Origin of the sequence: Oricola indica, assembly GCF_965227485.1 — a bacterium.
GTDB classification, from domain to species: Bacteria; Pseudomonadota; Alphaproteobacteria; order Rhizobiales; family Rhizobiaceae; genus Oricola; species Oricola indica.
Genome location: NZ_OZ245747.1, coordinates 4,302,275 through 4,326,710 on the forward strand (window position 1 = coordinate 4,302,275; position 24,436 = coordinate 4,326,710).

Annotated in this window: 25 protein-coding genes; 6 read left to right on the plus strand and 19 right to left on the minus strand. The window is 63.1% G+C overall.

The genetic code is table 11. From position 1 onward, the window contains the following. The first annotated feature begins 137 nt into the window (after nt 1-137). Nucleotides 138-719, plus strand: coding sequence for a VOC family protein (locus ACQK2M_RS21325; RefSeq protein ID WP_425419462.1), 582 nt, complete (start codon nt 138-140; stop codon nt 717-719). 98 nt (nt 720-817) lie between these two features. Here the strand turns inward: ACQK2M_RS21325 and ACQK2M_RS21330 are convergent, their stop codons facing one another. From ACQK2M_RS21330 to ACQK2M_RS21380, 11 genes are all read right to left on the minus strand, one after another. Then, nucleotides 818-1,921, minus strand: coding sequence for a DUF1513 domain-containing protein (locus tag ACQK2M_RS21330; protein ID WP_425419463.1), 1,104 nt, complete (start codon nt 1,919-1,921; stop codon nt 818-820). After that, nucleotides 1,921-3,006: an imelysin family protein gene (locus ACQK2M_RS21335; protein WP_425419464.1), complete on the minus strand. Its 1,086-nt coding sequence runs from the start codon at nt 3,004-3,006 to the stop codon at nt 1,921-1,923. Before ACQK2M_RS21335 ends, ACQK2M_RS21330 begins: the two co-directional genes overlap by 1 nt. Next, a complete protein-coding gene (locus ACQK2M_RS21340) occupies nt 3,006-4,556 on the minus strand; it encodes a di-heme oxidoredictase family protein (RefSeq protein ID WP_425419465.1) in 1,551 nt (516 codons plus the stop codon). Before ACQK2M_RS21340 ends, ACQK2M_RS21335 begins: the two co-directional genes overlap by 1 nt. Continuing rightward, nucleotides 4,525-5,013, minus strand: coding sequence for a bacterioferritin (gene bfr, locus ACQK2M_RS21345; protein ID WP_425419466.1), 489 nt, complete (start codon nt 5,011-5,013; stop codon nt 4,525-4,527). The genes ACQK2M_RS21340 and bfr overlap by 32 nt, the downstream gene beginning before the upstream one ends. Before the next feature lie 74 nt (nt 5,014-5,087). Beyond that, complete coding sequence (locus tag ACQK2M_RS21350; protein ID WP_425419467.1) at nt 5,088-5,378, minus strand: (2Fe-2S)-binding protein; 291 nt, start codon at nt 5,376-5,378, stop codon at nt 5,088-5,090. Between the two features lie 39 nt (nt 5,379-5,417). Then, a complete protein-coding gene (locus tag ACQK2M_RS21355; protein WP_425419468.1) occupies nt 5,418-6,695 on the minus strand; it encodes an imelysin family protein in 1,278 nt (425 codons plus the stop codon). Between the two features lie 20 nt (nt 6,696-6,715). Then, a complete protein-coding gene (locus ACQK2M_RS21360; RefSeq protein ID WP_425419469.1) occupies nt 6,716-7,246 on the minus strand; it encodes a hypothetical protein in 531 nt (176 codons plus the stop codon). A 120-nt stretch (nt 7,247-7,366) separates the two neighbouring features. Further along, nucleotides 7,367-8,011 (minus strand): maleylacetoacetate isomerase, encoded by a 645-nt coding sequence (maiA, locus tag ACQK2M_RS21365; protein WP_425420107.1) that lies wholly within the window; start codon nt 8,009-8,011, stop codon nt 7,367-7,369. A gap of 27 nt (nt 8,012-8,038) precedes the next feature. Beyond that, the gene (locus ACQK2M_RS21370; protein WP_425419470.1) at nt 8,039-9,496 is read right to left on the minus strand and encodes an NAD-dependent succinate-semialdehyde dehydrogenase; all 1,458 of its coding nucleotides are present in this window, start codon (nt 9,494-9,496) and stop codon (nt 8,039-8,041) included. Between the two features lie 173 nt (nt 9,497-9,669). After that, nucleotides 9,670-10,722, minus strand: a complete 1,053-nt coding sequence (locus tag ACQK2M_RS21375; RefSeq protein WP_425419471.1) for an AbrB family transcriptional regulator — start codon at nt 10,720-10,722, stop codon at nt 9,670-9,672. A 114-nt stretch (nt 10,723-10,836) separates the two neighbouring features. Further along, nucleotides 10,837-11,193, minus strand: coding sequence for a TIGR01244 family sulfur transferase (locus tag ACQK2M_RS21380; protein ID WP_425419472.1), 357 nt, complete (start codon nt 11,191-11,193; stop codon nt 10,837-10,839). Between the two features lie 146 nt (nt 11,194-11,339). On the opposite strand from ACQK2M_RS21380, the gene mutL reads away from it, so the two are divergent. Both mutL and ACQK2M_RS21390 read left to right on the plus strand, forming a co-directional pair. After that, the gene (gene mutL, locus ACQK2M_RS21385; RefSeq protein WP_425419473.1) at nt 11,340-13,148 is read left to right on the plus strand and encodes a DNA mismatch repair endonuclease MutL; all 1,809 of its coding nucleotides are present in this window, start codon (nt 11,340-11,342) and stop codon (nt 13,146-13,148) included. Nucleotides 13,149-13,194: 46 nt separating this feature from the next. After that, on the plus strand, nt 13,195-13,413 hold the full coding sequence (locus tag ACQK2M_RS21390; RefSeq protein WP_425419474.1) for a DUF2093 domain-containing protein: 219 nt from the start codon (nt 13,195-13,197) through the stop codon (nt 13,411-13,413). Nucleotides 13,414-13,417: 4 nt separating this feature from the next. Here the strand turns inward: ACQK2M_RS21390 and lpxK are convergent, their stop codons facing one another. The 6 genes from lpxK to ACQK2M_RS21420 form a co-directional block, all read right to left on the minus strand. After that, nucleotides 13,418-14,449, minus strand: coding sequence for a tetraacyldisaccharide 4'-kinase (lpxK, locus tag ACQK2M_RS21395; protein WP_425419475.1), 1,032 nt, complete (start codon nt 14,447-14,449; stop codon nt 13,418-13,420). Beyond that, nucleotides 14,436-15,815, minus strand: coding sequence for a lipid IV(A) 3-deoxy-D-manno-octulosonic acid transferase (gene waaA / locus ACQK2M_RS21400; RefSeq protein ID WP_223476241.1), 1,380 nt, complete (start codon nt 15,813-15,815; stop codon nt 14,436-14,438). The genes lpxK and waaA overlap by 14 nt, the downstream gene beginning before the upstream one ends. Then, a complete protein-coding gene (locus tag ACQK2M_RS21405) occupies nt 15,812-16,516 on the minus strand; it encodes a lysophospholipid acyltransferase family protein (protein ID WP_425419476.1) in 705 nt (234 codons plus the stop codon). The genes waaA and ACQK2M_RS21405 overlap by 4 nt, the downstream gene beginning before the upstream one ends. 174 nt (nt 16,517-16,690) lie before the next feature. Next, on the minus strand, nt 16,691-16,930 hold the full coding sequence (locus ACQK2M_RS21410) for a DUF4170 domain-containing protein (RefSeq protein WP_223476243.1): 240 nt from the start codon (nt 16,928-16,930) through the stop codon (nt 16,691-16,693). A 49-nt stretch (nt 16,931-16,979) separates the two neighbouring features. Beyond that, the gene (locus tag ACQK2M_RS21415) at nt 16,980-17,807 is read right to left on the minus strand and encodes a 3'(2'),5'-bisphosphate nucleotidase CysQ (RefSeq protein ID WP_425419477.1); all 828 of its coding nucleotides are present in this window, start codon (nt 17,805-17,807) and stop codon (nt 16,980-16,982) included. An 8-nt stretch (nt 17,808-17,815) separates the two neighbouring features. Beyond that, nucleotides 17,816-19,153 (minus strand): TldD/PmbA family protein, encoded by a 1,338-nt coding sequence (locus tag ACQK2M_RS21420; protein ID WP_425419478.1) that lies wholly within the window; start codon nt 19,151-19,153, stop codon nt 17,816-17,818. 151 nt (nt 19,154-19,304) lie between these two features. Between ACQK2M_RS21420 and ACQK2M_RS21425 the strand changes: the two genes are divergently transcribed. Genes ACQK2M_RS21425 through ACQK2M_RS21435 form a run of 3 tightly spaced genes read left to right on the plus strand, consistent with a single transcriptional unit; the run spans nt 19,305 to nt 22,981 of the window. Further along, nucleotides 19,305-21,128: a monovalent cation:proton antiporter-2 (CPA2) family protein gene (locus ACQK2M_RS21425; RefSeq protein WP_425419479.1), complete on the plus strand. Its 1,824-nt coding sequence runs from the start codon at nt 19,305-19,307 to the stop codon at nt 21,126-21,128. 2 nt (nt 21,129-21,130) lie between these two features. Further along, the gene (locus tag ACQK2M_RS21430) at nt 21,131-21,547 is read left to right on the plus strand and encodes a VOC family protein (RefSeq protein ID WP_425420108.1); all 417 of its coding nucleotides are present in this window, start codon (nt 21,131-21,133) and stop codon (nt 21,545-21,547) included. A gap of 9 nt (nt 21,548-21,556) precedes the next feature. Further along, entirely contained in the window at nt 21,557-22,981 is a 1,425-nt protein-coding gene (locus tag ACQK2M_RS21435; RefSeq protein WP_425419480.1) for an MATE family efflux transporter, read from the plus strand. On the opposite strand, the gene ACQK2M_RS21440 is transcribed toward ACQK2M_RS21435, so the two are convergent. Continuing rightward, nucleotides 22,982-23,872, minus strand: a complete 891-nt coding sequence (locus ACQK2M_RS21440; RefSeq protein WP_425419481.1) for a patatin-like phospholipase family protein — start codon at nt 23,870-23,872, stop codon at nt 22,982-22,984. Beyond that, nucleotides 23,856-24,434 carry a 16S rRNA (guanine(966)-N(2))-methyltransferase RsmD gene (gene rsmD, locus ACQK2M_RS21445; protein WP_425419482.1) on the minus strand — a complete coding sequence of 193 codons (579 nt, stop codon included), beginning with the start codon at nt 24,432-24,434 and terminating at the stop codon, nt 23,856-23,858. The genes ACQK2M_RS21440 and rsmD overlap by 17 nt, the downstream gene beginning before the upstream one ends. Nucleotides 24,435-24,436 lie beyond the last annotated feature (2 nt).

The following is a 24,436-nucleotide window of genomic DNA, read 5'->3' on the forward strand; positions in this document are numbered from 1 at the left end:
GAGCGGCGAGACTCATCAGCTGCGGCCACCATTCCTGGAAGCCCCTGCCCCGGAGCACCCGCCCATGGTCTCGCCGCCGGGATCGGACTAAACTCCCGGAAAAGCGGGCGTCCGCAACCATGCCGGAGGAGAAAACGATGCGAAAGCTGCAAACGCAAGGCGTTCACCACATCACCATCGTGGGGGCGGACCGTCAGACCTCGATCGATTTCTGGGAAGGCGTTCTCGGCATGCCGTTCGTGTTCGAACAACCCAATCTCGACAGCGAGCAGGAAAGCCACCTCTATTTCGATCCCGGCGACGGACGGCTGATCACGATCTTCACCGACGAGAGCCGCAAGCCGGACGCGACGCGCACGCCCACCGAGATTGGCTGCGTACATCACCTCGCGCTTTCGGTTTCACAGGCGACCTTCTGGCAGGCTGTCGAACGGCTGGACGAACGCGGCATCAGGCACAGCGGTCCGAAGGATCGCGGCTTCATGGATTCGATCTATTTCAACGATCCGCTCGGGCTTTTGATCGAACTTGCTTCCTACCGGTTCGAACCCCCTTGGGGCGTCTCGCACGGCCAGGTCATGCTGGAAGCCCACAAGATCCGAGTGGCGCGGGGCGATCATCACATCGACAAGATCCACCTCGCCGACGCGATCGAAAAACTGACCGCCCAAACCTTCGACAGCCTGTCTACCGACAGCGATCCGAAGAACCCTTACTAGTGCAATTCAGGTTTTGGTTGAAACATCAGCATCGGAATGCGCGTTTGAGCCGAAGGCGAGAGGCAGCGCATTCTGATTCTATTGCAACCTGAAATGCACTACGCGGAGTTCTCCGGACGGCGCACGATGTGATTGTCCCAGGCCAGTTGGGTCTGATGACCGTCCATGACGCCCATGCCGCTCGACAGCAGGAATCCGTCACCGCGATCGGCCGCGCCGCAAATATCGGGAAGCGTCACGCGCTCGCGCACCGCGCCGCTCGCGCAGTCGATTTCGAGCGCGGTGTTGCCCTGCGGCGATGTGAGAACGACCGCGCCCGTGCGGTCATTGGCCGCCACCGAGCCGACATAACCGCGCATCAGCCGCAAATCCTCCGGCGCAAGATCGAGCAGGCGCACATTACCGTCCGGCGAAATCGACCCGGCAAGCGGCAGCGGTTGGTGGATATCGCCCTGGTTCTGGGACGCGAACCAGGTCGTGCCATCCTCCATCATGGCGAGATGGCGGATCGACAGCTTGTGAAGATGCGGCGCCAGTTCATGCACCGACAGGATGCGTGAATCGGCGAGATCGACAAAGGCCAGGTTCGGTTTCATCGTTGCGACATTGAGCACGGTCCGGCCGTAATCCGGATGCGTTTCGAGCCCGCCATTGGCGATCAGCATCGTGCGGCCGTCGGGCAGCACCGTCATGTCGTGCGGCCCGATTCCGCCGGAAAAGAACTCGCCAATACGCCGGAAGCCATCGGTTGCGTCATGCACGCCGATAACGCCGCGTGCATTGTCGTAATCATTGTCGGTCGAATAGAGCAGCTTGCCGTCGGCGGAGAAGCAGCCATGACCGTAGAAGTGACGCCCTTGCGGCGCATGGAAGACGAGCGGTTCGGTGTCCTTGCGGAGATCGATCGCCGCGGCGAAGGTCCCCGGTCGCCGCGCGAAGACGACGACCCTTTCGCCGCGCGGGTCGAACACCGCGTCATGTCCCCGTTCGGGAAGAACGTAGCGATGGATGACCGTGCCGTCTTCCGCAAGGAGTGCGATGCCGTAGCTCCCGTCGCCATCATAATAGGCGGACGCGAAAACCGCATCGGTATCCTGAAGCGCCATGGCGGCACGCGGAGCGAGACCGGCAAGAAACGTCCCGCCCGCGGCGCGCAGCAGGGTCCGCCGGTCGATCAGCCCGGTCGATGAAAACAGTCGCATCAGTCTCCGTCCAGCGATGAGAACCCGACCGACAGCCCCAACGCCGCCGTCACCTGTTGGCCGAAGAGGCTCTGCAGGCTCTGGGTCAGGATGACGAGATAATCCAGGTCCTTCACTCGCTCTTCATTGGCGAGAACCTCTTCGACCGGCATATTCAGCCGGGCGAGCGTCGCCTCGGCATTATTGAATTCGAACTCGATAGAGCGCGCCAGCCAGCTTTCGTCTTCCGGCAGGATGTCGGAAATGCCAGCGGTTTCGTAATAGGAGCGAAGCGCCTCGAACGCCGCGTCGACAAATTCCAGCGAAATCCCGGACCGCCAGAACAGCGCCCTTTTCGGATTGGCTTTCCCGTCCTCGGGAAGCATCGGCTTCAACCGCTGATCGCGGATGATTTCGAAAGCTTCGGCGGGAATGGACAGGAGTTCGCTGACGACCTCATCGGCATTGCGAAAGATCGGGTTCTCCTCGCCCGGGTTCGACCAGAGCGTCGCGTACCCGTCCTTGTCCTGCCAGGCGGCATTCAGCTCCACCGCGATGGCGTGGATGTTGCGGGCAACGGCCCTTGCGAAGAGGCAACGATGCCCCGCTTCGGACGCAAGATCATCGGATCCGGTGCCGAAGAGAAGGAATTCGAGCGTTGTGAAGCCCTGCAGGGCGACGCTTTTTGCGGGCAGGTTGGCGGCATCTGTTACGCTCTCGTCGCCGGACCCGATTACGCCCTGGACCTGCCTCAGTGCGATACCGCGACGATCCGGCCAGAACAGCAGGCGCTCGAGCCGGTTCTCCTGGATCAGTGGGCCGGTGCGCAGGAATTCGACCCGGGAAAGGGCAAGGGCGCTCTCGCGAAATGCCGCGCGGGCAGCATCGAGCGTCCGTTCGCCGGGGTCTTCGCAAAGCTCGTCCGTGGCGATTGCCGCCAGTTCCGCGTCGTCCGCGAAGCGCTCGAAACCGGGCTGGATGAAACCAGCGACAAGCAGGCGGACTGACCGGACGGCCTGCTCGCCATCGACCGTGAGTTCCTGCGAGGACGCAGGGCCGGCGAACAGCATGGCGAGACTGAAAAACGTGGCGGCGAGACGGCGCATCAAAGAGACTCCAGGAAACGGATTAGCGCATCGCGATCGGCCTTTTCCAAAGCCGCGAAACGGTCACGAGCACCCTGCGCCTCGCCACCATGCCAGAGAATCGCCTCCGTCAGATTGCGCGCGCGGCCGTCGTGCAGAAAGAAAGTGTGGCCATTGACCGTTTCGGTCAAGCCGATACCCCAAAGCGGCGCCGTGCGCCATTCACGCCCGTTCGCAACCCCGACCGGCTGGCCGTCGGCAAGCCCTTCGCCCATGTCGTGCAGAAGGAAATCGGAATAGGGCCAGATCAGTTGAAAGGCATGGACCTCGTCCGCTGCATTGCGGCTGGTGACGAATTTCGGTCGGTGACAGGCGGTGCAGCCGAGGCTGTAGAACATCTCCTTGCCACGCAGGACGTCAGGGGCCTCGTAGTCGCGCCGCGCCGGAACCGCGAGGTTCTCGGAATAGAAGGTGACGAGATCCATGATGGGGTCCGGTGCCTCTGTATCGCCGAGACGCTTTTGCACCCCGGTCGGCCGGGCAAGACATTCCTCCTGCGCCGCCATGCAATCGCCATGGCTCTTCGGAAGGTCGGGCGACGAGATGCCGATATCGCCGGCGAAGGCGGCGGCGGTCTGCTTGCGGATCGACGGGTTCTGCGCCTTCCAGCCGAAGCGGCCGATTTCGATCGCGGAGTCCGGTGTCGCGCGCGTCAGCTGGACACGGCCGGATATCCCGTCGCCATCGGCATCGTCCGGGTCCGCATTCGCCACGATATCGGACGGCTCGATGGCCTGGATGAGTCCCATGCCGATCATCGGCGGCGCGATGCGCGCGGACAGTGTCGTCTCGGGATGCAACGGCCCGTATCCGAGATCGTCGATCGCATAGGTCGGCTTTCGCAGCGATACCATCTCGCCGCCCGCGAGCGCGACCGGGACCTCCTCGTACTCGATGCGCATATGCCCCTCGGCCTGCAGGCCGGGCACGGCATTGTCCTGCAACTGCCCGCCGTAAACGGGATCGGGGAAATTCGCCGCGACGTAGCTTTCCAGCGCCGCACGCTCGGCATCGTTTTGCGCCGGGCGGGCGAGGCGCAGGAACATCGAGGTCGCGTCCGCGGCCCCTTCCGGCGGATGGCCGCGCACATCCTTGAGATGGCAACTCTGGCAGGCGCGCGCATTGAACAGCGGCCCGAGGCCGTCCGAGGCCTGTGTCGAGGACGGGGACGAAACCCAGAGCTTGCGAAACAGCGCGTTGCCGAGCTTGAAATCGCGCTCCTGTTCGAAGCTCAAATTGGCTGAAAACTGGGAGAAAGCATCGCGGTTGACCTTCTTTCGGGAGGTCGTCGCGCCACCCGGCATAGCCTCGAAGGCTTCCGCCTTCGAAAAATCGCCTGTCGGTGTCGTGACCTTCTCGACGCGGGCGAGGTCTTCCGGCGTCAGGTCACCGCGCTGCGATGGAATGTCGCCGGCGAATGCCGTGCCGGCGAGACCGGCCGCCAGAAGGGCGGCCAGCCGCAATGTCCGGGAAATCGCGCTATTCTTCCTGCTCGTCGGCACTTGCCGCATTGAGAAGACCGTATTTTTCCTCACCGAGTTTCCCGAGGAGTTCGAGTTGAGTTTCGAGGAAGTCGATATGACCTTCCTCGTCCGCGATCAGCTCCTCGAACAGGTTCTTGGTGACATAGTCGCCTTCCTGTTCGCAGATGTTTCGCGATTGCGTGTAGGACTTCCAAGCCTCGTACTCACCGGCGAGATCGGCCTCGAGGACCTCCTTCACATTCTGCCCGATATGCAGCGGCGCCACGTTTTGCAGGTTGGGATGGCCCTCCAGGAAGATGATGCGTTCCACCAGCTTGTCGGCGTGATGCATCTCTTCGATCGATTCCGCTCGTTCCTTGGCAGCGAGCTTGCCGTAGCCCCAGTCCTCGAGAAGGCGATAGTGCAGCCAATACTGGTTCACCGCGCCGAGTTCGAGAAAAAGAGCCTCGTTCAGACGCTCGATAACCTGTTGTTTGCCCTTCATAATTCACACTCCTGTCCAGACTGGCCGTCTCCGGCCTACAATCTCAGGAGGACTACTCCGAACACTTCAGTGCATCAAGCTGCGGATCGACGCATCCTGTTATGCCGGGCGATCATGCGCGCCGTTTCGCAACGCTCGTGCTCCGCCCGAATCTTCTGGATGAAGGGGATGATCTTCTCGTCCGGCGTTTCCAGCTCGCGGTGAAAGCGTTCGGTCGTGTCCACGATGATCGAGATCACGTTCGGAAAACAACCGCAGCACCGGCCTCGCTTCTTCATGGAATGATAAACGACGCCCGGCGTTATCAATTGCCAGGCATCCTTTTTGAGGAGGTCAATGATGACCCCCTCGATCTCATTCTTCATGATGACGTTGCAACTGCAAACGATCATGGTCGCAAAGCCTTACTGGAAAACAGCTCCGGGCGCGTCGAGGCTGTCAGAGCCCTCGAATTCTATCGCATCGAGTTCGAGAAGCGCAACAATTCTTTCGATGGAGCGGGTCTGGTCAACCAGACCGTCGATTGCGGCCTGCACGACAGCGTTGCCCTCTTCATTGCCTTCGCCGATCATCTGGTCATAGGCCTCGACGGTATCGGCGCGTTCCGACATGACCGTCATGGCGTCGAGCGTCGTCTGAAGCTTCGCCTTCAGTTCGGCGTCGAGATCGGCATCCTTCACGGAAACCAGATCGGACACGGACGGGCCGGAAACGACCGAGCCGTCGATCCGCTCATAGGACCCGAGATAGACATTGCGGATGCCGACGGCGTCGTAGAGATGCGACTTGTCGGTGTTATCGGAGAAGCAGTCATGCTCTTCTTCCGGATCGTGCAGCAGCAGGCCCAGCTTCATGCGCTCACCGGCGAGTTCGCCATAGGAAAGCGAGCCCATGCCGGTCAGGATCGTCGACAGGCCGGCGGTCGGATCCGCCGTAACTTCCTTGCGGGCGTCTCCACCCTCTTCCCAGTTCGCGACCATTTCCTCCAGATCGGAGACCAGCAGGTCGGCAGCCGCGGAGAGATACTCGGCGCGGCGATCGCAATGGCCATTGGTGCATTCCGAGGTGGAAAAATCGGTCCACGGACGGCTGCCCGCGCCTTCGCCGGTCCCGTTCAGGTCCTGGCCCCAGAGCAGGAATTCGATGGCGTGGTAACCGGTCGCCACATTGGCTTCGACCTCGTCGGCCTCATGCAGCGTGCCCGAGAGGAATTCCGGCGTGATTTCGGTGGCATCGACTTCCTCGCCGTTGATCGTCACCTTTTCATTGGCGATCACATTGGCCGCGTAGAGATTGTTCTCGTCGCTTTCGGTCCCGTAAGACCCGTCGACATAGTCGATCAGGCCTTCGTCCAGCGGCCAGGCATTCACGCGGCCTTCCCAATCATCCACGATCGCGTTGCCGAAGCGATAGGCCTCGGTCTGCTGGTAAGGTACCCGCGACGCGAGCCAGGCGTCCTTGGCCGCCTGCAGGGTTTCGGCCGACGGATCGGCGATCAGGGCATCGACCGAGTCTTCAAGGGCCTTCGCAGTGGTCAGCGAATCCTGGTATTTCGCAAGCGCGATGTCGGCATAGTTCTTCACGACCAGTTCGGCGGTGACCGCGGCGGCGGACGCCGGTGTCGCCAGCGCGCCGGCAATGGCCAGCCCCGTCATGATTTTCGCCGTTCGCATTCCAGTCATCTTGGTCTCCAGGTGTTGTTTCAGTGCAGTGTTGGGTTTTGATCCGCGTCGCGCCTTGCGAGGCGCGCACGGCCGAGGATGTCCCGCACAACGGATGCGGGAATGGGCAGAAGCATCTTGTCGAGACCGCGCAGCACCAGCGCGAACGAACCGGCGGCCAGCGCCACCTCGTCGCAGCGGGTCTCGCAGGACAGTTGCGTCAGGCACAGTTCGGTGGCTTCGTCGTCCCGGTTCTGGATACCGGCGATCAGCCCCATCACGAGAACCTCGTCGCGGCAGATATGGCGCGATCCGGACTCGAAGGTCTTCAGAGGGCAGGTCGCGCAGCGACCGAGCGTCGAGACGAACTCGGACAGCGCCTGGACGGCGGTCGTCGCACCTCGGTCGCCGAGAATCCCGTGATACAGTTCGCAGGCGCGTTCCCATGCCCCGCGGTCGGCCATCGCCGCGCCGCAGGACCAGTGCCGGTAGCCTTCGAGCACCAGCCGTTCGGCCGGACGCTGGAAATACGCGGCCGCATTTCCTCTCTGATGATCAAACGGGTTGGTCACACGGAACTCGCTGCTTCAAACCTGACAGTTGCGATCAGGTTTATGCAGCAAGCTAAAACTGGTGTCAAACACTCTAGTTTTTAATGATTCTAATCTCTTACCGGTGCCAGGGCACCATCATCAGGCCGCGTCGGGCTGCTTCGAGGGATGCGCCTCGGCAAAGGCGGGCAGCGCCTCGCAGGCTTCATGAACAGCGCGGATGCGCGGCATGGCGGAGAGGTCCACATTGAAGCGGTGCGCCGAAAAGACCTGTGGAACGAGGCAGACATCCGCGAGGCCGGGTGTTTCGCCGAAACAGAAGGTGGACTGTGTGTTCCGCTTGGCCAGGATCGCTTCGCAGGCGGCCAGCCCGTCGCCGATCCACCGCTGGCACCAGCGTTCGACGCCGTCCTGGTCCTCGCCATAGTTTTCGCGCAGGTAGGCCAGCACGCGCAGGTTCTGCAGCGGGTGAATGTCGCAGGCGATGATGTCGGCGAAGGCGCGGACGCGGGCGCGGTCATCGGCGGAAGCGGGCAGCAGCGGCGGATCGGGATATGTCTCGTCGAGCCATTCGAGCATGGCCATGGACTGCCCGATGGTCAGGTCGCCCGACTCCAGCGTCGGCACCAGCATCTGCGGATTGAGATCGCGGTAGCCGGATGATTTCTGCTCGCCGCCATCCTTGAGCAGATGCACGGACACGAACTCGTAGTCCACGCGCTTCAGATTGAAGGCGATGCGGCATCGATAGGAGGAAGACGACCGAAAGTAACCGTGAAATCGGATCATGCGATCGCCCTCCCCTTTGCGATTTTAAAGTCCGAGACCGCCGATACAGACATATTTCGTATCGAGGTACTCGTTGATGCCTTCCTTGCCGCCCTCGGAACCGAGACCGGATTCCTTGTGGCCGCCGAACGGCGCTTCCGGGGTCGTAATAACACCCTCGTTGACGCCGACAAGACCGTAGTCGAGCCCTTCCATGATACGGAATGCCTGGCCGAGATCCTGCGTGTAGAAATAGCAGGCGAGGCCGTATTCGGTATCGTTTGCGAGCGCCACCGCTTCGTCTTCCGTTTCGAACTTGAAGACCGGCGACACGGGGCCGAAAATCTCCTCGCGCGAGAAGCGCATCTCGGAGGTCGCTCCGGAGATGACGGTCGGCTGGAAGAATGACTGTCCGAGTTCGTGGCGCTTGCCGCCGGCAAGCACCTTTCCGCCCTTGTCGACGGCGTCGGCGATCAGTTCCTCGACCTTCTCGACGGCGGCCATGTCGATCAGCGGCCCCTGCTGCGTGCCGTCCTCGGTGCCGGGACCGACCTTGAGGCTTTCCGCCTTGCGCGCGAGTTTCTCGGCGAATTCGTCATAGACACCGGACTGAACGTAGAACCGGTTCGTGCAGACGCAGGTCTGGCCGGAATTGCGATACTTCGCCGCAACAGCGCCTTCGACGGCCTTGTCGACGTCAGCGGAATCGAACACCAGGAACGGCGCATTGCCACCCAGTTCCATCGAAACCTTCTTGACCGTGTCGGCGCACTGCTTGAGCAACACCTTGCCCACCTCGGTCGAGCCGGTGAAGGTGATCTTCTTGACCGCCGGATTGGAGGTCAGTTCGCCGCCGATTTCGGACGCCGAACCGGTGACGATATTCATCACGCCGTCGGGCAGCCCGGCCATTTCGGCGATGACACCCCAAGCGAGCCCCGAATAGGGCGTCTGCGAGGCGGGCTTGATGACGGAGGTACATCCGGCGGCGATCGCCGGGCCGATCTTGCGCGCCAGCATCGAGGACGGGAAATTCCAGGGGGTGATCGCGCCGACGACGCCGACAGGCTCCTTGCGCACGAGGATGCGCCGGTCCGCCCAGGGCGACGGAACGATGTCGCCATAGACCCGGCGGCCTTCCTCGGCGAACCACAGGATGTAGTTGGCGCCGATAACGATCTCGCCTTTCGCCTCGGCCAGCGGCTTGCCCTGCTCCAGCGTCAGCAGTTCGGCGAGCGCATCGGCGTTCTCGATCATGACGTCATGCATCTTGCGCAGCATCGCGGCACGCTCGGCGGCCGTCGTCTTGCGAAAACTCTCGAAGGCCGCCGCCGCCGCCTCGATGGCGCGCGCGGTCTCCGCCTGTCCCGACTTCGGCACGGTGCCGAGCACTTGCCCGTTCGCCGGATTGATGACCGATAGGGACGCGCCGCCGTCCGCGGCAATCCATTTGCCGCCGATCAGATTGGCTTCCTTGAGAAAGGCGTTGGACTTCGTCAGCATGTTTTCTCCCTTCGAACGGCTTCGACGCCGCATTCGTTCTTGCGCCTGATCTGCACCAGCAGCGGCGTCTGGTCAAACTCCGCATCGGCCCTCTGAAATTTCCGGACCGTATGCTCCACATAAGAGCCCCGCGGACGATCGCAAAGGCGCGGCCCGCGCATTCCCGATATTCTTCAGGTCTTTCCCGACTTCCTTCCAACGGCGGCAAAGAGGCCGACCATGACCGGCAGGATTCCGATCAGGAACAGAATTCGAAACACGTGGTGCGTCGCCACGTAGACCGGATCATATCCCAGCGCCAGAGCCATGGTCGTCATGCCCTCGACGCCGCCCGGCGCATAGGACACCCAAACCTGTCCGAACGGCAGGTCCAGCAAACCGGAAGCGGCGAAAGCGCCTGCCACGGATATGGCGACGGCGACGGCAGTGGAAACGAACCCGGCCAACGCCAGCCTCTTTATTTCAGCCAGGGTAAACCCCGTAAACCGTGCGCCGATGACCGCCCCGGTGACACTGAATCCGAAGAAAAGCACCATGTCGGCAGGGCGACCGGCGACGATTCCCGTGGCATGCGCAATGCCGCTGACGGCGAGCCCGGCGAGAATGTAAGGTGCCGGGAAACGCAATCGCGTCAGGATCATTCCGAGACCATAGGTCACGGCCAGCAGGACGGCGACCTCCCCAATGTGCAGATGCGGCACATCGGCAGCCGGTCCGGCGCCGACGCCCCCATTCGCAAAGCCGATCATCGGCGGCAACAGAACCGTAATCAGGAAGAGACGCAGACTCTGCAACAACATCACGAAACGCAAATCCGCGTTCCTGTCGGCGGCCAGCGCAAGCGTGTAGGACAACGCGCCGGGCGACGTCGCCAGGGCGGCGGTCGTCGCATCCGCCCCGAACATCAAGCGCAGGATCAATCCGCACACGATCATGACGGCGATGACCGTCACCGCCAGCAAGAGGATGCTCAACGGCCAGTGGCTTATTTCCGCAAGGATGTCGGGCGTTACGCCCGATCCCAGCGAGACGCTGATCACGCAAAATGCGACGTTGCGCAGCGGGTTGGGAATGTCCGGTTTGAGTCCCAGCAGCGCCACGATCGTGACCGCGAGCGCGGAGCCGATCAGGGCGGCGGCGGCGAGCCCCAGAAGCTGGGCCACGGCGGCACCGCCGAGTCCGGCGGCAAGCGCGATCACCATTCGCCGCCAATCCATGCCGTTCATTTGTCCCTGCCGTTCGAAACCGCGTCCGTAAATCGGTCTCTAACAAGGCAGCACCGCTTTGCGCTAGCTGGCGGCGGTATATTTACCCGCGCATCGGGAGCCTGACCGGCCCTGTCAGGGTCGGGAGAAAGCGTAGAGCTGCGTCGAACGCGCGCCGGACCTGCAATAGGCCAAGACAATTCCGTCCGCTTCCGCAATCGCCTTGCGCATCGCCTCGACGGTCTCGGCGGTGACGCCACCGTGACCGACCGGAATGTAATGGAATTTCACGCCATGCTTATCGGCTTCCGCCCTGATCGTCTCGGCGGCGGGCTGACCCCAGCCTTCATTATCGGGGCGATTGCAGATGATGGTCGTACAACCTTCCTTGGCGAGCGCCTCGACATTTTGCGGTGCGATCTGCCCGGAGACGTAGAAACCGTTGCCGACCTGACGCATGCCGGCCGGTAGGGAAGCCTGGATTGTGTTCATCAGCGGGGTACTCCTTTGAGATCCATTATATACCAATTCCCGCATATATTCTTCAAGATGCGGACGATTCGAAAGCGCGAAAAGCTTCGGTTGAAACAGACGCAGCCGCGTTTCGTCCCTCAAGCGCCATGTTTATGATCGGGACCATGGCACAATCCCGAATCCATCGCCTCGACGATACGGTCGTCAACCAGATCGCGGCCGGCGAAGTCATCGAACGCCCGGCGAATGTCGTCAAGGAACTTGTCGAAAACGCGCTGGACGCAGGCGCGGATCGTATCGAGGTGCTGACCGGCGCCGGCGGCAAGTCATTGATACGCGTTACCGACAACGGTTCCGGCATGGATGCGGAGGATCTGGGCCTTGCCATCTCGCGCCATTGCACCTCCAAGATCGAGCGCGAACTCGATGCGATTTCGACGCTCGGTTTCCGCGGCGAGGCCCTGCCTTCCATCGGCTCGGTGTCGCGTCTCGTCATCCGTTCACGGCCGCGCGCCGGCGGCGAGGCTTTCGAGATCGCGGTCGATGGCGGGGCGGTCTCCGGACCTCGGCCTGCGGCCGGCAATCCGGGCACCATGGTCGAGGTCACGTCACTGTTCCGGACCGTACCGGCGCGGCTGAAATTTCTGAAATCCGATCGCGCGGAAGCCAATGCCATCACCGAAACCGTCAAGCGCATCGCCATGTCGCGGCCGGGCGTTTCCTTCACGCTTGCCGGCTCCGACCGGTCCACGCTCGACCTGCCGGCGACGGGAACGGATTCACAGGCCCTGATCGCCCGCATCGCCCAGATCCTCGGCCGCGATTTCCGCGACAACGCCGTGGCTTTGGCCGCTGAGAAGGAGGACGTGAGGATCGCCGGCTTTGCGGGGCTGCCGTCCTTCAACCGTGCGTCTGCCTCGCACCAGTTCGTCTATGTCAATGGCCGCCCGGTGCGCGACAGGCAACTGTCCGGCGCGCTACGCGGTGCCTATTCGGACATGCTGGCGCGCGATCGTCATGCCGTGTGTGCGATCTTTATCGATACGGATCCAAGGCTGGTCGATGTCAATGTCCATCCCGCCAAGGCGGAAGTCCGCTTCCGGGATCCGGGTTTGATCCGCGCGCTGATGATCTCGGCGATCCGGCGGGCGCTTGCGGAGGAAGGCATCCGCGCCTCCACCTCGGCGGCCGTCGCGATGACGACCGCCTTTCGGCCGGGGTCTGTCCCGGGCGGACCACCTCAGCGCGCCTCATCCGCCTCGACACCGTCGGTGAACGCGCCGCTCGACTTCACGAACGGCCTTGCGGAAAGCGGACAATCGGGCTTTGCCGGCTTCACGCCCTCGGCCGCCGTCGCGGAAGCGCCTCCGGCGCAGGAGGCCGACCTTGGCGGCCACCCGCTCGGCGCCGCGCGTGCGCAGATTCACGAAAACTACATCGTCGCGCAGACGGGAGACTCGCTGGTTATCGTCGACCAGCATGCGGCGCATGAAAGGCTTGTCTTCGAAGCGCTGAAGAACGCGCTTGCCGCGCGTACCCTCCCCTCCCAGATGCTCCTCGTACCCGACATCGTCGACCTGCCCGTCGAGGATGTCGAGCGGATCGTCGCGGAGAGCGAGACGCTCGCGCGGTTCGGACTCGAGATCGAACGCTTCGGCCCCGGCGCGGTCGCCGTGCGGGCCACGCCGGCAATGCTCGGCGAGGTCGATGCGCAGGGTCTTCTGCGCGATCTTGCCGACGATCTCGCCGACGGAAACGATGCGCTTCGCATCCGTGACAATATCGAGAAAGTCGCCTCGACCATGGCTTGCCACGGCTCGGTCCGGTCCGGGCGGCGGCTGCGCGCCGAGGAGATGAATGCGCTGCTGCGACAGATGGAGGCGACGCCGGGGTCCGGCACCTGCAACCACGGTCGTCCGACCTTCATCGAGTTGAAACTGTCGGACATAGAGCGACTGTTCGGGCGCCGCTGAGGCCGCAGACGTTGACGCGGACGCCATTTTATGGCGCTAAGGGGGTATGAATATTTTCGATATGGCCAATGCGTCGGAAGCAAAGATTCGCTACCTCGACGCGGATTATCAGGTCCTCGCACCGGGGGCATTCGTGCGCTGCACGGTCACCGGCAAGCCGATTCCGCTCGACGAGCTGAAATACTGGAGCGTGGCGCGCCAGGAGCCTTATGTCGATGTCGAGACGTCGCTGAAGCGTGAACTGGAATTCATGAACCGCGGCTGACCGGCTAACGGCCGATCCTGCGCCTGTGGTAGCGGGCGGCGACGTCCTTTATCAGCGTGTCGAGCGTCAGCCTGTTGTCGAAAACGAGATCGACCGGCAGAACGCGGGTTGCCTCGCGCAGTTCGGCGATCGGTCCACCGAAACGGCTGAGCCGGACAGCGTCCTTCTCGGTGGTGACAAGCGTCAGGTTTTCGGTCCGCGCCCGGTCCAGCAATTCGGTCGCATCCCCATCCGTGAAGACATGGTGATCCCCGAAAGCGCGCCGCGAGGCGACATCGCAGCCGGCGGCCACCAGCGTGTCGAAGAATTTCGCCGGTTCACCGATTCCCGAGAACGCAAGCAGCGGCCCATCCCTGAGCCCCTCAACCTCACGGGGCCGGATGTCGGCGCGCAGGATCGGCTTGCCGGCCCGTGCGGCGGCGCGAACGACCCTGGTGCCGCGTTCGCCGTCGCCGATCCGCAAGACTCCGTCGGCATGGCGCATCTGGTCAATAATGGGAGCGCGCAAGGGACCTGCGGGGATGACGGAGCCGTTTCCGATACCGCGGCGGGCGTCGATCACGATCAGCGCGTAGTCGAAATGCACGGTGCGGCTTTGAAAACCGTCATCCATGATCACGAAATCTGCTCCGTCATCGATCAGGACCTGAGCACCCTCGGCGCGTCTGCGCGCAACCACGGTCGGCGCGACCCTGGCAAGAAGCAAGGCTTCGTCGCCGACGGAAAGCGCGGTATCGGCATCGGGGTCGACGAGATGCGGGCCGACATGCGATCCGCCATATCCGCGCGTGAGAAAGCCCGGCGTGTAGCCCGCCTCGCGGACGGCCTTCGCGACGGCGATCGCCGTCGGTGTCTTGCCCGATCCGCCAACCGTGAGATTGCCGATGCACAAAACCGGCGCCATGACCTGACGCGGGCGGGCATTATCCATGCGCCAGCGGGCCACCGCGCCATAGGCCCAGCTCACCGGGGCAAGGCAATACGCAGCCCACCCTTTCTCGCGAAACCAGAAAGGCGGCGCTTCACTTCCAGCCAAGTGCACGCCTCCCGGCATGACCGGCGCCCCGACCACCCGACGCCGGGTGGGCTTCAGGCCCGTTTCCGTGCAGCGCCGCCTGGACGCGCAGCGGATGGATATAGGGATCGAGCGCACTCCAGGTCCGCTCCAGCGCGCCCCCCATATCGGTGACAACGCGCATGCCGGCCCGCGCCATCGCATCGCACACCTTGGGTTGCGACATCAGGTGGTGAACGGTTTTCGCCAGCGTCGCCTCGTCTTCGACCATCCGCGCAGCGCGCGCTTCCGTCAGGCGGTCATAGGCCTCGACGAAGGCGGACACGTTGGGCCCGCTCAGGATCGCAGTGCCGAGCATCGCCGGTTCCAGCGGGTTCTGGCCGCCATGACCGACGAGCGACTTGCCGACGAAGGCTATATCGGTGAGCCGAAGATAGAGGCCCATTTCGCCAATCGTGTCTCCAAGGAAGATATCGGTCTGCGGCGTCGGTGCTTCGCCGTTGCTTCTGCTCGCCACCGACAGGCCTCGTTCCTCGAACATCTTCCTGAGGGCACCGGCCCTGTCGGGGTGGCGCGGCACCACGATGGTCAGCAATCCGGGCCGGTATTTCTTCAACGCCTTGTGGACACGGGCGGCGACAAGCTCTTCGCCGTCATGGGTCGAAATCGCCGCCCAACGCGAGCGTTCGCCGATCGCCGCGGACAATCGTCGCAATTCGGCCTGATCGACCGGAGGTATCGCGACATCGGCCTTCAGATTACCGGTGACGGTCACGGGTCTGGCGCCAAGCGCCCGGAACCGTTCACCGTCGACTTCGCTCTGCGCGGCGACGTGGGAAAGGTTCTCGAAGAGGGATTCGGCGAGCGCGAGACGATGCGACCAGCGCTTGAAGGAACGGTCCGACATGCGGCCATTGATCAGGATCTGCGGAATGCGCCGTGCGCCAAGTTCGAGGATCGTCATCGGCCAGATCTCGGATTCGGCAAAAATCGCAAGGTCCGGCTTCCAGTGGTTGAGAAACCGGCTCACCGCGGGCTTGATATCGAGCGGCACATATTGGTGCAGAAGGTCTTCACCAAGGCGTTCACGCGCGAAATTGGCAGAGGTGACAGTTCCGGTGGTCAGGATCACGCGAATATCGAGGTCGCGGATGCGCTGGATAAGGGCGGAAACAGCGCCTGTCTCGCCGACGCTTGCGGCATGGATCCAGATCAGCGGCCCATCGGGACGGTCGATCGTGCTGCGGCCGTAGCGCTCCCGCCGACGGCCGCGCTCTTCCTTGCCCCGCGTGATACGGACGGCGACATAGGTCCCCATCAGCGGATAAAGCGCAGCACCCAGCCAGCGATAGGTCTGTAGCGCGGTTCTGGCCCACAACTCGCTCATGCCGCGCCATCCACGAAGGCATATGCCTTGTCCTGGACGCTGTTCAGCGACTCCTCCAGGGACAAGCGTGCGGCTTCCATCGCAGCGTCATCCGCATCGGACGGCACATGGATCGGATCGCCGAAGCAGAATGCCGCTTGTCCGAAGGGCAGATTGATCACCGTTTTGTCCCATGTTTTTTCCAGGACATGACGACGCGACGTTGCATAGGCGACCGGCACGATCGGCACACCCGAAATACGGGCGATCGAGACGATTCCCATCCCCGCCTGACGCGGCACGCCATGCGGTATGTCCGCCATCATGAAAACAGACTTTCCCGCCTTCAGATAATTGCGCAGTGCGAGGATACCGCTCACGGCGCCTTTCTTGACGGCAAGCTTGGGTTTCCTTCCACCGGAGGCCCGCACTGTCTGAAGACCCATGCGTTCAACGACCCGCGCGTTCAGCTCCGCGTCGCGGCTGCGCGAGACCATGGCCACGGAAGGGTGCCCGTTGCGCCTGAAAAGCGGCATCATGAGATGCTGGCCGTGCCAGCACGTCACGATCAGCGGCCCTTCCTCAGCGAGAATTCGGTCCGCCTTGTCCGTATCGAACTCGATCAGCGGATTGGTGCGATAAACAAACCGTATGTAATGCTCGATCAGGTAAGCGGCCGACGGCACGAGAAAAGGCGTTTTCGCGAATATCTTGCGTAACATGACCCGGAGACGCTTGAACGGTCTGCGCTTTGACCGCCCTTTTCTCCCCACGGTTATTTCACTGTTCGTCATGTTCCGCCGATTACGGGTCCGATAGGCAAATGCCGAATGAGGTTCGCATGGGGCTGCGCTTGCGGACAGTTCCCCAGACGCGCCACCTTCGACAAACCAGCCTTATGTGTCTTTTTCGGGATCGAGCAGGCGATGGAGATGGACGACAAAGTAGCGCATGTGGGCGTTGTCCACCGTCTGCTGCGCCTTTGCTTTCCACGCGGCCTGCGCGGTCTTGTAGTTGGGATAGATACCGACGATGTCGAGGTCGTTCAAATCGCGGAAACGCGTGGTTTCCAGGGATTCCAGTTCGCCGCCGAACACGAGGTGCAGCAACTGAGTGTCCTCAGTGTTATCAGCCATTGCCGCATAACCTTCCAGATATGAGATTCCTGCCAAGTCACCCGGACGCTTAACCGAATGCTTGCGCCGTAACAACTCCGAACATTGCCCCCAGCATCCCGGCCGGGCCAGCCATCATCTCCGGCTTGACGACGTCATCCTCGTTGAGCCTGACATCCACACCATCGAAATCGGTCAACCGTGCGCCGGCCTCGGCGAGAATCAGCATCGCCGCCGCGATATCCCAGTCATGGGCTCTCGGCTTCACCAGTGTGGCATCGAGCGATCCGTCGGCGACCATGGCAAGCCGATAGGCGAGCGACGGAATGTGCCCGTGCCGCTCATAGCCGCCGGGAAAGGCCCGCTCGAGTTGCGGTCCGGCCTTGGCGGGCGCGGCAACAACCGGCCGCGGGCGGGGCGTCGAGACGGCCAGCCGGTCGCCATCCTTCCACGCTCCGCCGCCGGCGGACGCCCAGTAGCGTGTCTTCAGAGCCGGACATTCCAGCACGCCGGCAATCGGGACATGCCCCTCGACGACGCCGATCGAGACGCACCATATGTCGCGGCCGTCGATAAAGGCACGCGTGCCGTCGATCGGATCGACGATGAAGCTGCGCGGCGCCGTAAGTCGCTTCGTGCGCGAAACATCGACGCTTTCCTCCGACAGCCAGCCATAATCCGGCCGCGCCGCCAACAGGGTTTCGCGCAGATAGCTGTCTGCGGCGAGATCGCCAGCACTGACCGGCGAACGTCCATCCTTCATTCGCACATCCATGTCGTGATGCCCGCGAAAATAGGACAGGGCGATTTGCCCCGCCTTCTCGGCGGCATCGCGGATCAGGGCGAGATCCTGCTCGATCGTCGGCCGGGCCTCGCCGGATGTGCTCTTCTCGGTCATTGCGTCGTCTATTGACCGGCTAGCGTCATGCCCTCGATGACCAGCGTCGGCGCGGCCGTCGAGAAGTTGCGGTCGATATCGCTTGCCGGGACCATGCGCATGAAGATGTCTTTCAGGTTCGAGGCGATGGTTACCTCGGAAACGGGATAGGCGATCTCTCCGTTCTCGATCCAGAAGCCCGATGCGCCGCGGCTGTACTCGCCGGTCACCATATTGACGCCCTGGCCGAAGACCTCCGTAACGTAGAACCCGTCACCGACGGCGCGGATCATCTCTTCGGGCGACTGGTCGCCTGGCTCCAGAGACAGGTTGGTCGACGACGCGGCGACGGAGGTGCCTGCCCGCGCGCCGCGCCCATTGGTCACCAGCCCCAGTTCGTTGGCAATCGAGGTCGAGAGGAACCAGTGATTGAGTACGCCCTCACCGATCATGGTCAGCGTCTCTCCCTGCACGCCTTCGCCATCGAAGGGTCGCGACCCCTGTCCGCGCCGGCGCATCGGTTCGTCGATCACCGTGATTGCCGGATTTGCCACCTGCTGTCCCATACGGTCCTTCAGGAAGGAGGTCTTGCGCGCCACGGACGCGCCATCGATGGCGCCCGCGAGGTGGCCGAGCATGCCGCGCGCCACACGCGGATCGTAAACGCAGGTCACCGTGCGCGTTTCCACCTTTCGCGGATTGACGCGCCGCGCGGTCCGCTCACCTGCTTCGCGGCCGATTTCCTCGGGTGCCCGCAAGTCGGAGAAGAAGATCCGCGAGGAAAAATCGTAATCGCGCTCCATGCCGGTTCCCTCACCCGCGATCACGCTGACGGAGCGCGAAAAACGGGAGCGGCGATAGGCGCCGGAAAATCCGTGCGAGGTCACCAGAACGAGCCCGCCGGAACCGGCCGACACGCCCGCACCCGACGAATTCGTCACGCCCGGCACCGCCCGCGCGGCCTCTTCCATCGCGAGTGCGTCTTCGGTCATTCGTTCGGCCGGGATTTCGGTCTCGTCATAAAGGTCGAGATCGGGGATATCGCGCGCCAGCAGTTCCTCGGGCGCAAGCGTGTTGAATTTGTCTTCCGGAGAGACTTTCGCCATGGCGACCGCGCGTTCGGCGAGCATGTCGGCGTCGCCCGCGATATTGGCGGAGACACTCGCCACTTTCGAACCGACAAAGACGCGCAGGGAAAAATCGTCGCTTTCGGATGCGTCCGTGCCTTCCACCTTGCCGAGGCGTACGGATACGCTCTTCGAGCGCGAGCGCACCACAACGGCGTCGGCGGCGTCCGCGCCCGCGCGTTTGGCGGCCTCCACAAGCGAGGCGGCGCGGTCGATAAGGTTCTGGGTATCGTCTGTCATGGAATCTCCGAGTGACGGGCCGGTTTGCTGGACGGCAAAAAGCGCTTAGATAGGGCGCGATACCGAAAGGGCTGGGCTGTCATGTATTGCCCGGCGCGCCCGGCATCAAGTCGCGACAACGGTTCGGCCGATCCAAAGGGGAGCAGTATTCATGGCGGGAGGCGCAGCGCCGGAGCTCTACATGGAAGCCGTCATGCTTCTCGGCGGCGCCGTGGTGGCCGCTCCGCTGTTCAAGCGCATCGGCCTCGGCACGGTGCTCGGCTATCTCGCCGCCGGCCTTGTCATCGGCCCGATCGGGCGAATGATCACCGAGGGCGAGGAAATTCTGCATGTCGCCGAACTGGGCGTCGTATTCCTGCTGTTCATCATCGGCCTGGAGCTCAAGCCCGCACGGCTCTGGTCGCTGCGCCGCGACATTTTCGGGCTGGGGCTGACGCAGGTGCTCCTGACCGGCGTGGCCCTGACCGCGCTCGCCATGGCGTTGCCCAGCATCGGCATTGGGGCCGCAGCCGTGATCGGCTTCGGCCTGGCCCTGTCATCGACCGCCTTCGCGCTGCAGATCCTGGAGGAGCGCGGCGAGATCAATCGCCGGCATGGCCGAAAATCCTTCGGCATCCTGCTGTTCCAGGATCTCGCCATCGTCCCGTTGCTGGCGCTGCTGCCGTTTCTCGCGCCGGCCGCCGCGGAAAACGGCGGCAACAATCTCGTCGATTTCCTCGTTGCGATCATCGCGGTTGCCGCGCTCGTTTTCGCGGGCCGCTATATACTCAACCCGCTGTTCCAGATCATCGCCAAATCCGGCGCGCGCGAAGCGATGATCGCCGCTGCATTGCTGGTGGTGATCGGGTCCGCCCTGCTGATGCAGGTCGCGGGGCTGTCGATGGCGATGGGCGCCTTCATCGCCGGCGTCATGCTGGCCGAATCAACCTACCGTCATGAGCTCGAAGCCGATATCGAACCGTTTCGCGGACTGCTGCTCGGTCTCTTCTTCATGGCCATCGGCATGTCGCTGGACCTGAGCGTTATCGTCGAGAACTGGCTGACAATCCTTCTGGCCGTCCCCGTGCTGATGGTCGTGAAGGCAACGATCATCTATGCGCTGTGCCGCGTGTTCGGATCCGATCACGACGTTTCCGTTCGAACGGCGCTGACATTGCCGCAGGGCGGCGAGTTCGGTTTCGTGCTGTTTTCCGCGGCGGTCGGCATGCAGGTGCTCGATGCGGCGACATCCTCGCAACTCGTCTCTATCGTGACACTCTCCATGGCGCTCACGCCCGTCAGTGTCATGCTCGGCAGGTTTCTCGTGCGCGAGGACGACAACGAGGAGATGGACGAGGATTTCGAGGGCGCCGGCGCCGATGTTCTGATGGTCGGCTTTTCGCGCTTCGGCCAGATCGCATCGCAGATCCTGCTCGCGGGCGGCTCGGACGTCACCATCATCGATCACTCCGCCGACCGGGTCCGCTCTGCGCAGAAATTCGGTTTCCGGATCTATTTCGGGGACGGCACCCGCAAGGACGTTCTCGAGGCGGCCGGTATCAAGCGCGCCAAGATCGTGGCCGTCTGCACGCAGAAGAAGGAAATCACCGACCGGATCGTCGATCTGGTCCAATCCGAATATCCGGACGTCAAGCTCTATGTGCGATCCTACGACCGCACCCACACACTCGAGCTTCGCGCGCGCGGCGTGGAATACGAGATGCGCGAGACCTTCAAATCGGGGCTGGAATTCGGGCAGCGCACGCTGGAAGCGCTCGGCACGACACAGCAGCTTTCGAGCGAAATCGCCGAGGATGTGGAAAAACGCGACGCAGAGCGTCTCCTCATCCAGCAATCACAGGGCTTCTATGCCGGTCGCCACATGATACACACGCGACCGGTGACGCCCGAACCGCTCACGAAACCGCGCCGCGAATCGAAAGTCATCGACGCGACCGACAACGAGCGGACGGGCGTCGAGGAGGAGAATTCATGACATTGACGCCTTTCCACCTCGCCTTCCCGGTCGACGACCTCGAGGCCACGCGCCATTTCTATTGCGACGTCCTCGGTTGCGAGCCCGGACGCGCCTCGGACAGCTGGGTGGATTTCAGCCTGTTCGGCCATCAGATGTCTGCGCATCTGCGCACGGCCCCGCAAGGAAACGGCTCGAGCGGCGCCGTCGATGGCAAGGCGGTCCCGATCCCGCATTTCGGCGTCGTGCTTCCCATGCATGACTGGAAAATGCTTGCGGAACGCCTGGAAGCCGCCGAAGGGATAGACTGGCTGCACAAACCCATGGTTCGCTTTGCGGGCGAGCCGGGTGAGCAGGCAACATTGTTCATTCGCGATCCTTCGGGCAACGCGCTCGAGTTCAAGGGTTTTGCCTCTCTCGAAACCGTTTTCGCGCATTAGGATTTTCCCATGGCAGCTTCCGGCGAAGACAGGGCCAAATTTACGACCGGCCCGACGATGGGCCATGTCGTTACGATGACCCTGACGGGTTCCGTCGGCCTGATCGCGGTCTTTGCCGTCGATGCGCTCAACCTGTTCTACATCTCACTGCTCGGCCAGGCCGAGTTGGCGGCGGCCATCGGCTATGCGGGGACGTTGATGTTCTTCACCGTCTCGGTGGCCATCGGCTTCACGATCGCGACGGGCGCTTTGGTCTCGCGGGCTCTGGGAGCGGGCGATCGCGAGCAGGCCGCGAAATCCGGCGGCGCCGCGATCGTCTACATGGCCATAGCAATGACGGCGATCGCCGCGCTTGCCTGGATATTCATTCCGGAACTGCTGGGCATGCTAGGGGCGCGCGGCGAGACGAAACAGCTCGCCGACGGTTTCCTGCGCATCGTGTTTCCCTCCACGCCGCTCGTGGCGGTCGGCATGTGCACGACCGGCATCTTGCGCGGCGTCGGCGATGCCCGGCGCGCGATGTATGTCACGCTGGCCGGCGGGGTCGCGGCGGCTATCCTCGATCCGATCCTGATTTTCGGTTTCGATCTCGGTATCACCGGCGCTGCCGTATCGACGCTCCTGTCGCGCCTCGCCCTTCTCCTGGTCGGGCTGCACGGCGCGGCGATCGTCCACCGGCTGGTCAGGATGCCGGACATCGCCGCGCTCGGCGCGGCATTCCGGCCCTTCTTCGCGATCGGCGGGCCGGCGGTGATGACGCAAATCGCCACACCGGTCGGCAATGCCTATGTGACGGCGCAGATCGCCGCCTTCGGCGACGGCGCCGTCGCCGGCTGGGCAATCATCGGGCGGCTTATCCCGGTGGCCTTTGGCGTGATCTTTTCGCTGTCGGGCGCGGTCGGGCCGATTCTCGGTCAGAATTACGGTGCGAAGCTCTATCATCGCCTATTCGAGACCATGCGCGACGCGCTGATCTTCACGACGCTCTATGTCCTCGTCGTCTGGGGCCTGCTGGCGTTGTTCGCCGGCGACATCGCCGGGATTTTCCGCGCGGAGGGCGAGGCATACGATCTGGTTGTCTTTTTCTGCCTCTTCGCCAGCGCGAGCTTCCTGTTCAACGGCGCACTCTTCGTCGCCAATGCGGCGTTCAACAATCTCGGTTTCCCCTTCTATTCGACGATCCTCAACTGGGGGCGCTCGACATTGGGCGTCATACCCTTTGTCTGGCTCGGCGCGCACTGGTACGGCGCGACCGGCGTCATCGCCGGGTGGGCGCTTGGCGCGGTCGTTTTCGGCATCGCGTCGGTCTTCCTGTGTTTCAGGGTCGTCGCGTCCATCGAGGATCGAGACGGGCCCGGCCACGACCGGCTGCCCGGACCGCCGCCAACCGCGAATTCGCCGTTCTCCACCGGCAAGGCGGCGACGCTCGGCTGATCAGGCCGTTTCTTTGGCGATGGCCTCCATGGCGCTTTCGAGCTTGCGCTTGACCTCGTCCTGAACAGGCGCGGTCGCGCCGATGATCTGCTTCGCCTTGAGGAAATCCATGACACGGTAATCGGAAACGGGCGGCTGTATGAAGACGTCCGGCGGTTGCAGCTTCAATTTGAGCTTCAGGATCGACCGCATCATGAGCTGCGACGTGCCGTAGAGACTGTCGATCGGCTTGGGCACACGGCGGGGGTCGCCGCGGGGCGTGCCGACGACATCGATCCCGACCACGATGTCGGCCTTGCCAAGGATATGATCGTAGGGAAGCGGGTTGAAGATGCCGCCATCGATGAAAATGCGGCCGTCCCGGCGCACCGGGCGAAACAGCGCGGGTATCGCCGCCGAAGCGGCCAGCGCCGACCACAATTCGCCCTCTGCGAAGACCGTCTCGTGATGGCCGTAATAATCGGTCGCGATCACCGAAAGAGGAATGCCGAGCGCTGCGAAATCATGTGGGATGGTTTCGGGCATGAAGTTCTGGACGATACGCTGGACGTCGAACTGGCCGATCCGGAAACCGCGATCGACCATGTCGGAAAGACTGGCGGGGCGCAGCCGCCAGATGCGCGCCAGAACATCGGCGCGGCTGGTCAACATGCCGAGCGCATATTCCTTGATGTCGTCGCCGGACATCCCGCTCGACATGGCCGCGCCCATGATCGCGCCGATCGACGCGCCGCTGATCGCGACCGGCCGAATGCCCATCTCGTCAAGCGCGCGAATGACATGGATATGAGCCAAGCCCCGCGCGCCGCCCCCGCCAAATGCAATCGCGACCGTCGGATCGCCGGAGGCGCGCCTCTCGGGCATCTGGTCGTTGCTAGCCGGTTTCTTCATCGCTTTCGCCAACCATGAAATACATACGGGTGTCGCCGAAATCGCGCGTATCGGCAAGGGAAAAGCCTTGTGGCGCGGTGAAAACGGCGTTCGCCGCTTCCTCCACCACCACCAGCGCGCCCGGCTTCAGCCAACCGCCATCATGCAGGGAAGCGAGCGCGCGTTCGGCCAGCCCCTTGCCGTAGGGCGGGTCGGCGAAAACGAAATCGAAAGGCTCCATCGTGCCGATCTCGCCCATTCGCGTCGCGTCCCTTCGAAACAGCTTCGTGCGTCCCTGCAAACCCAACGCCTCGATATTGGCACGGATAAGGCCGCGCCCTTCCGCCGATTGCTCGATGAAAAGAGCCGTGGCGGCGCCGCGCGACAGGGCCTCGAAACCGACCGCGCCGGTGCCGGCGAAGAGGTCGAGAATGCGGGTCTCGTCCAGTTTCTCCGGCCAGCCATGCGTGATGATGTTGAAAAGGCTTTCGCGGGTGCGGTCCGTCGTCGGCCGGATCGAGGCCGACCCCGCCTTCGGAGAGGCGAGCGCCCGGCCGCGAAAGTTCCCACCGACGATCCGCATCG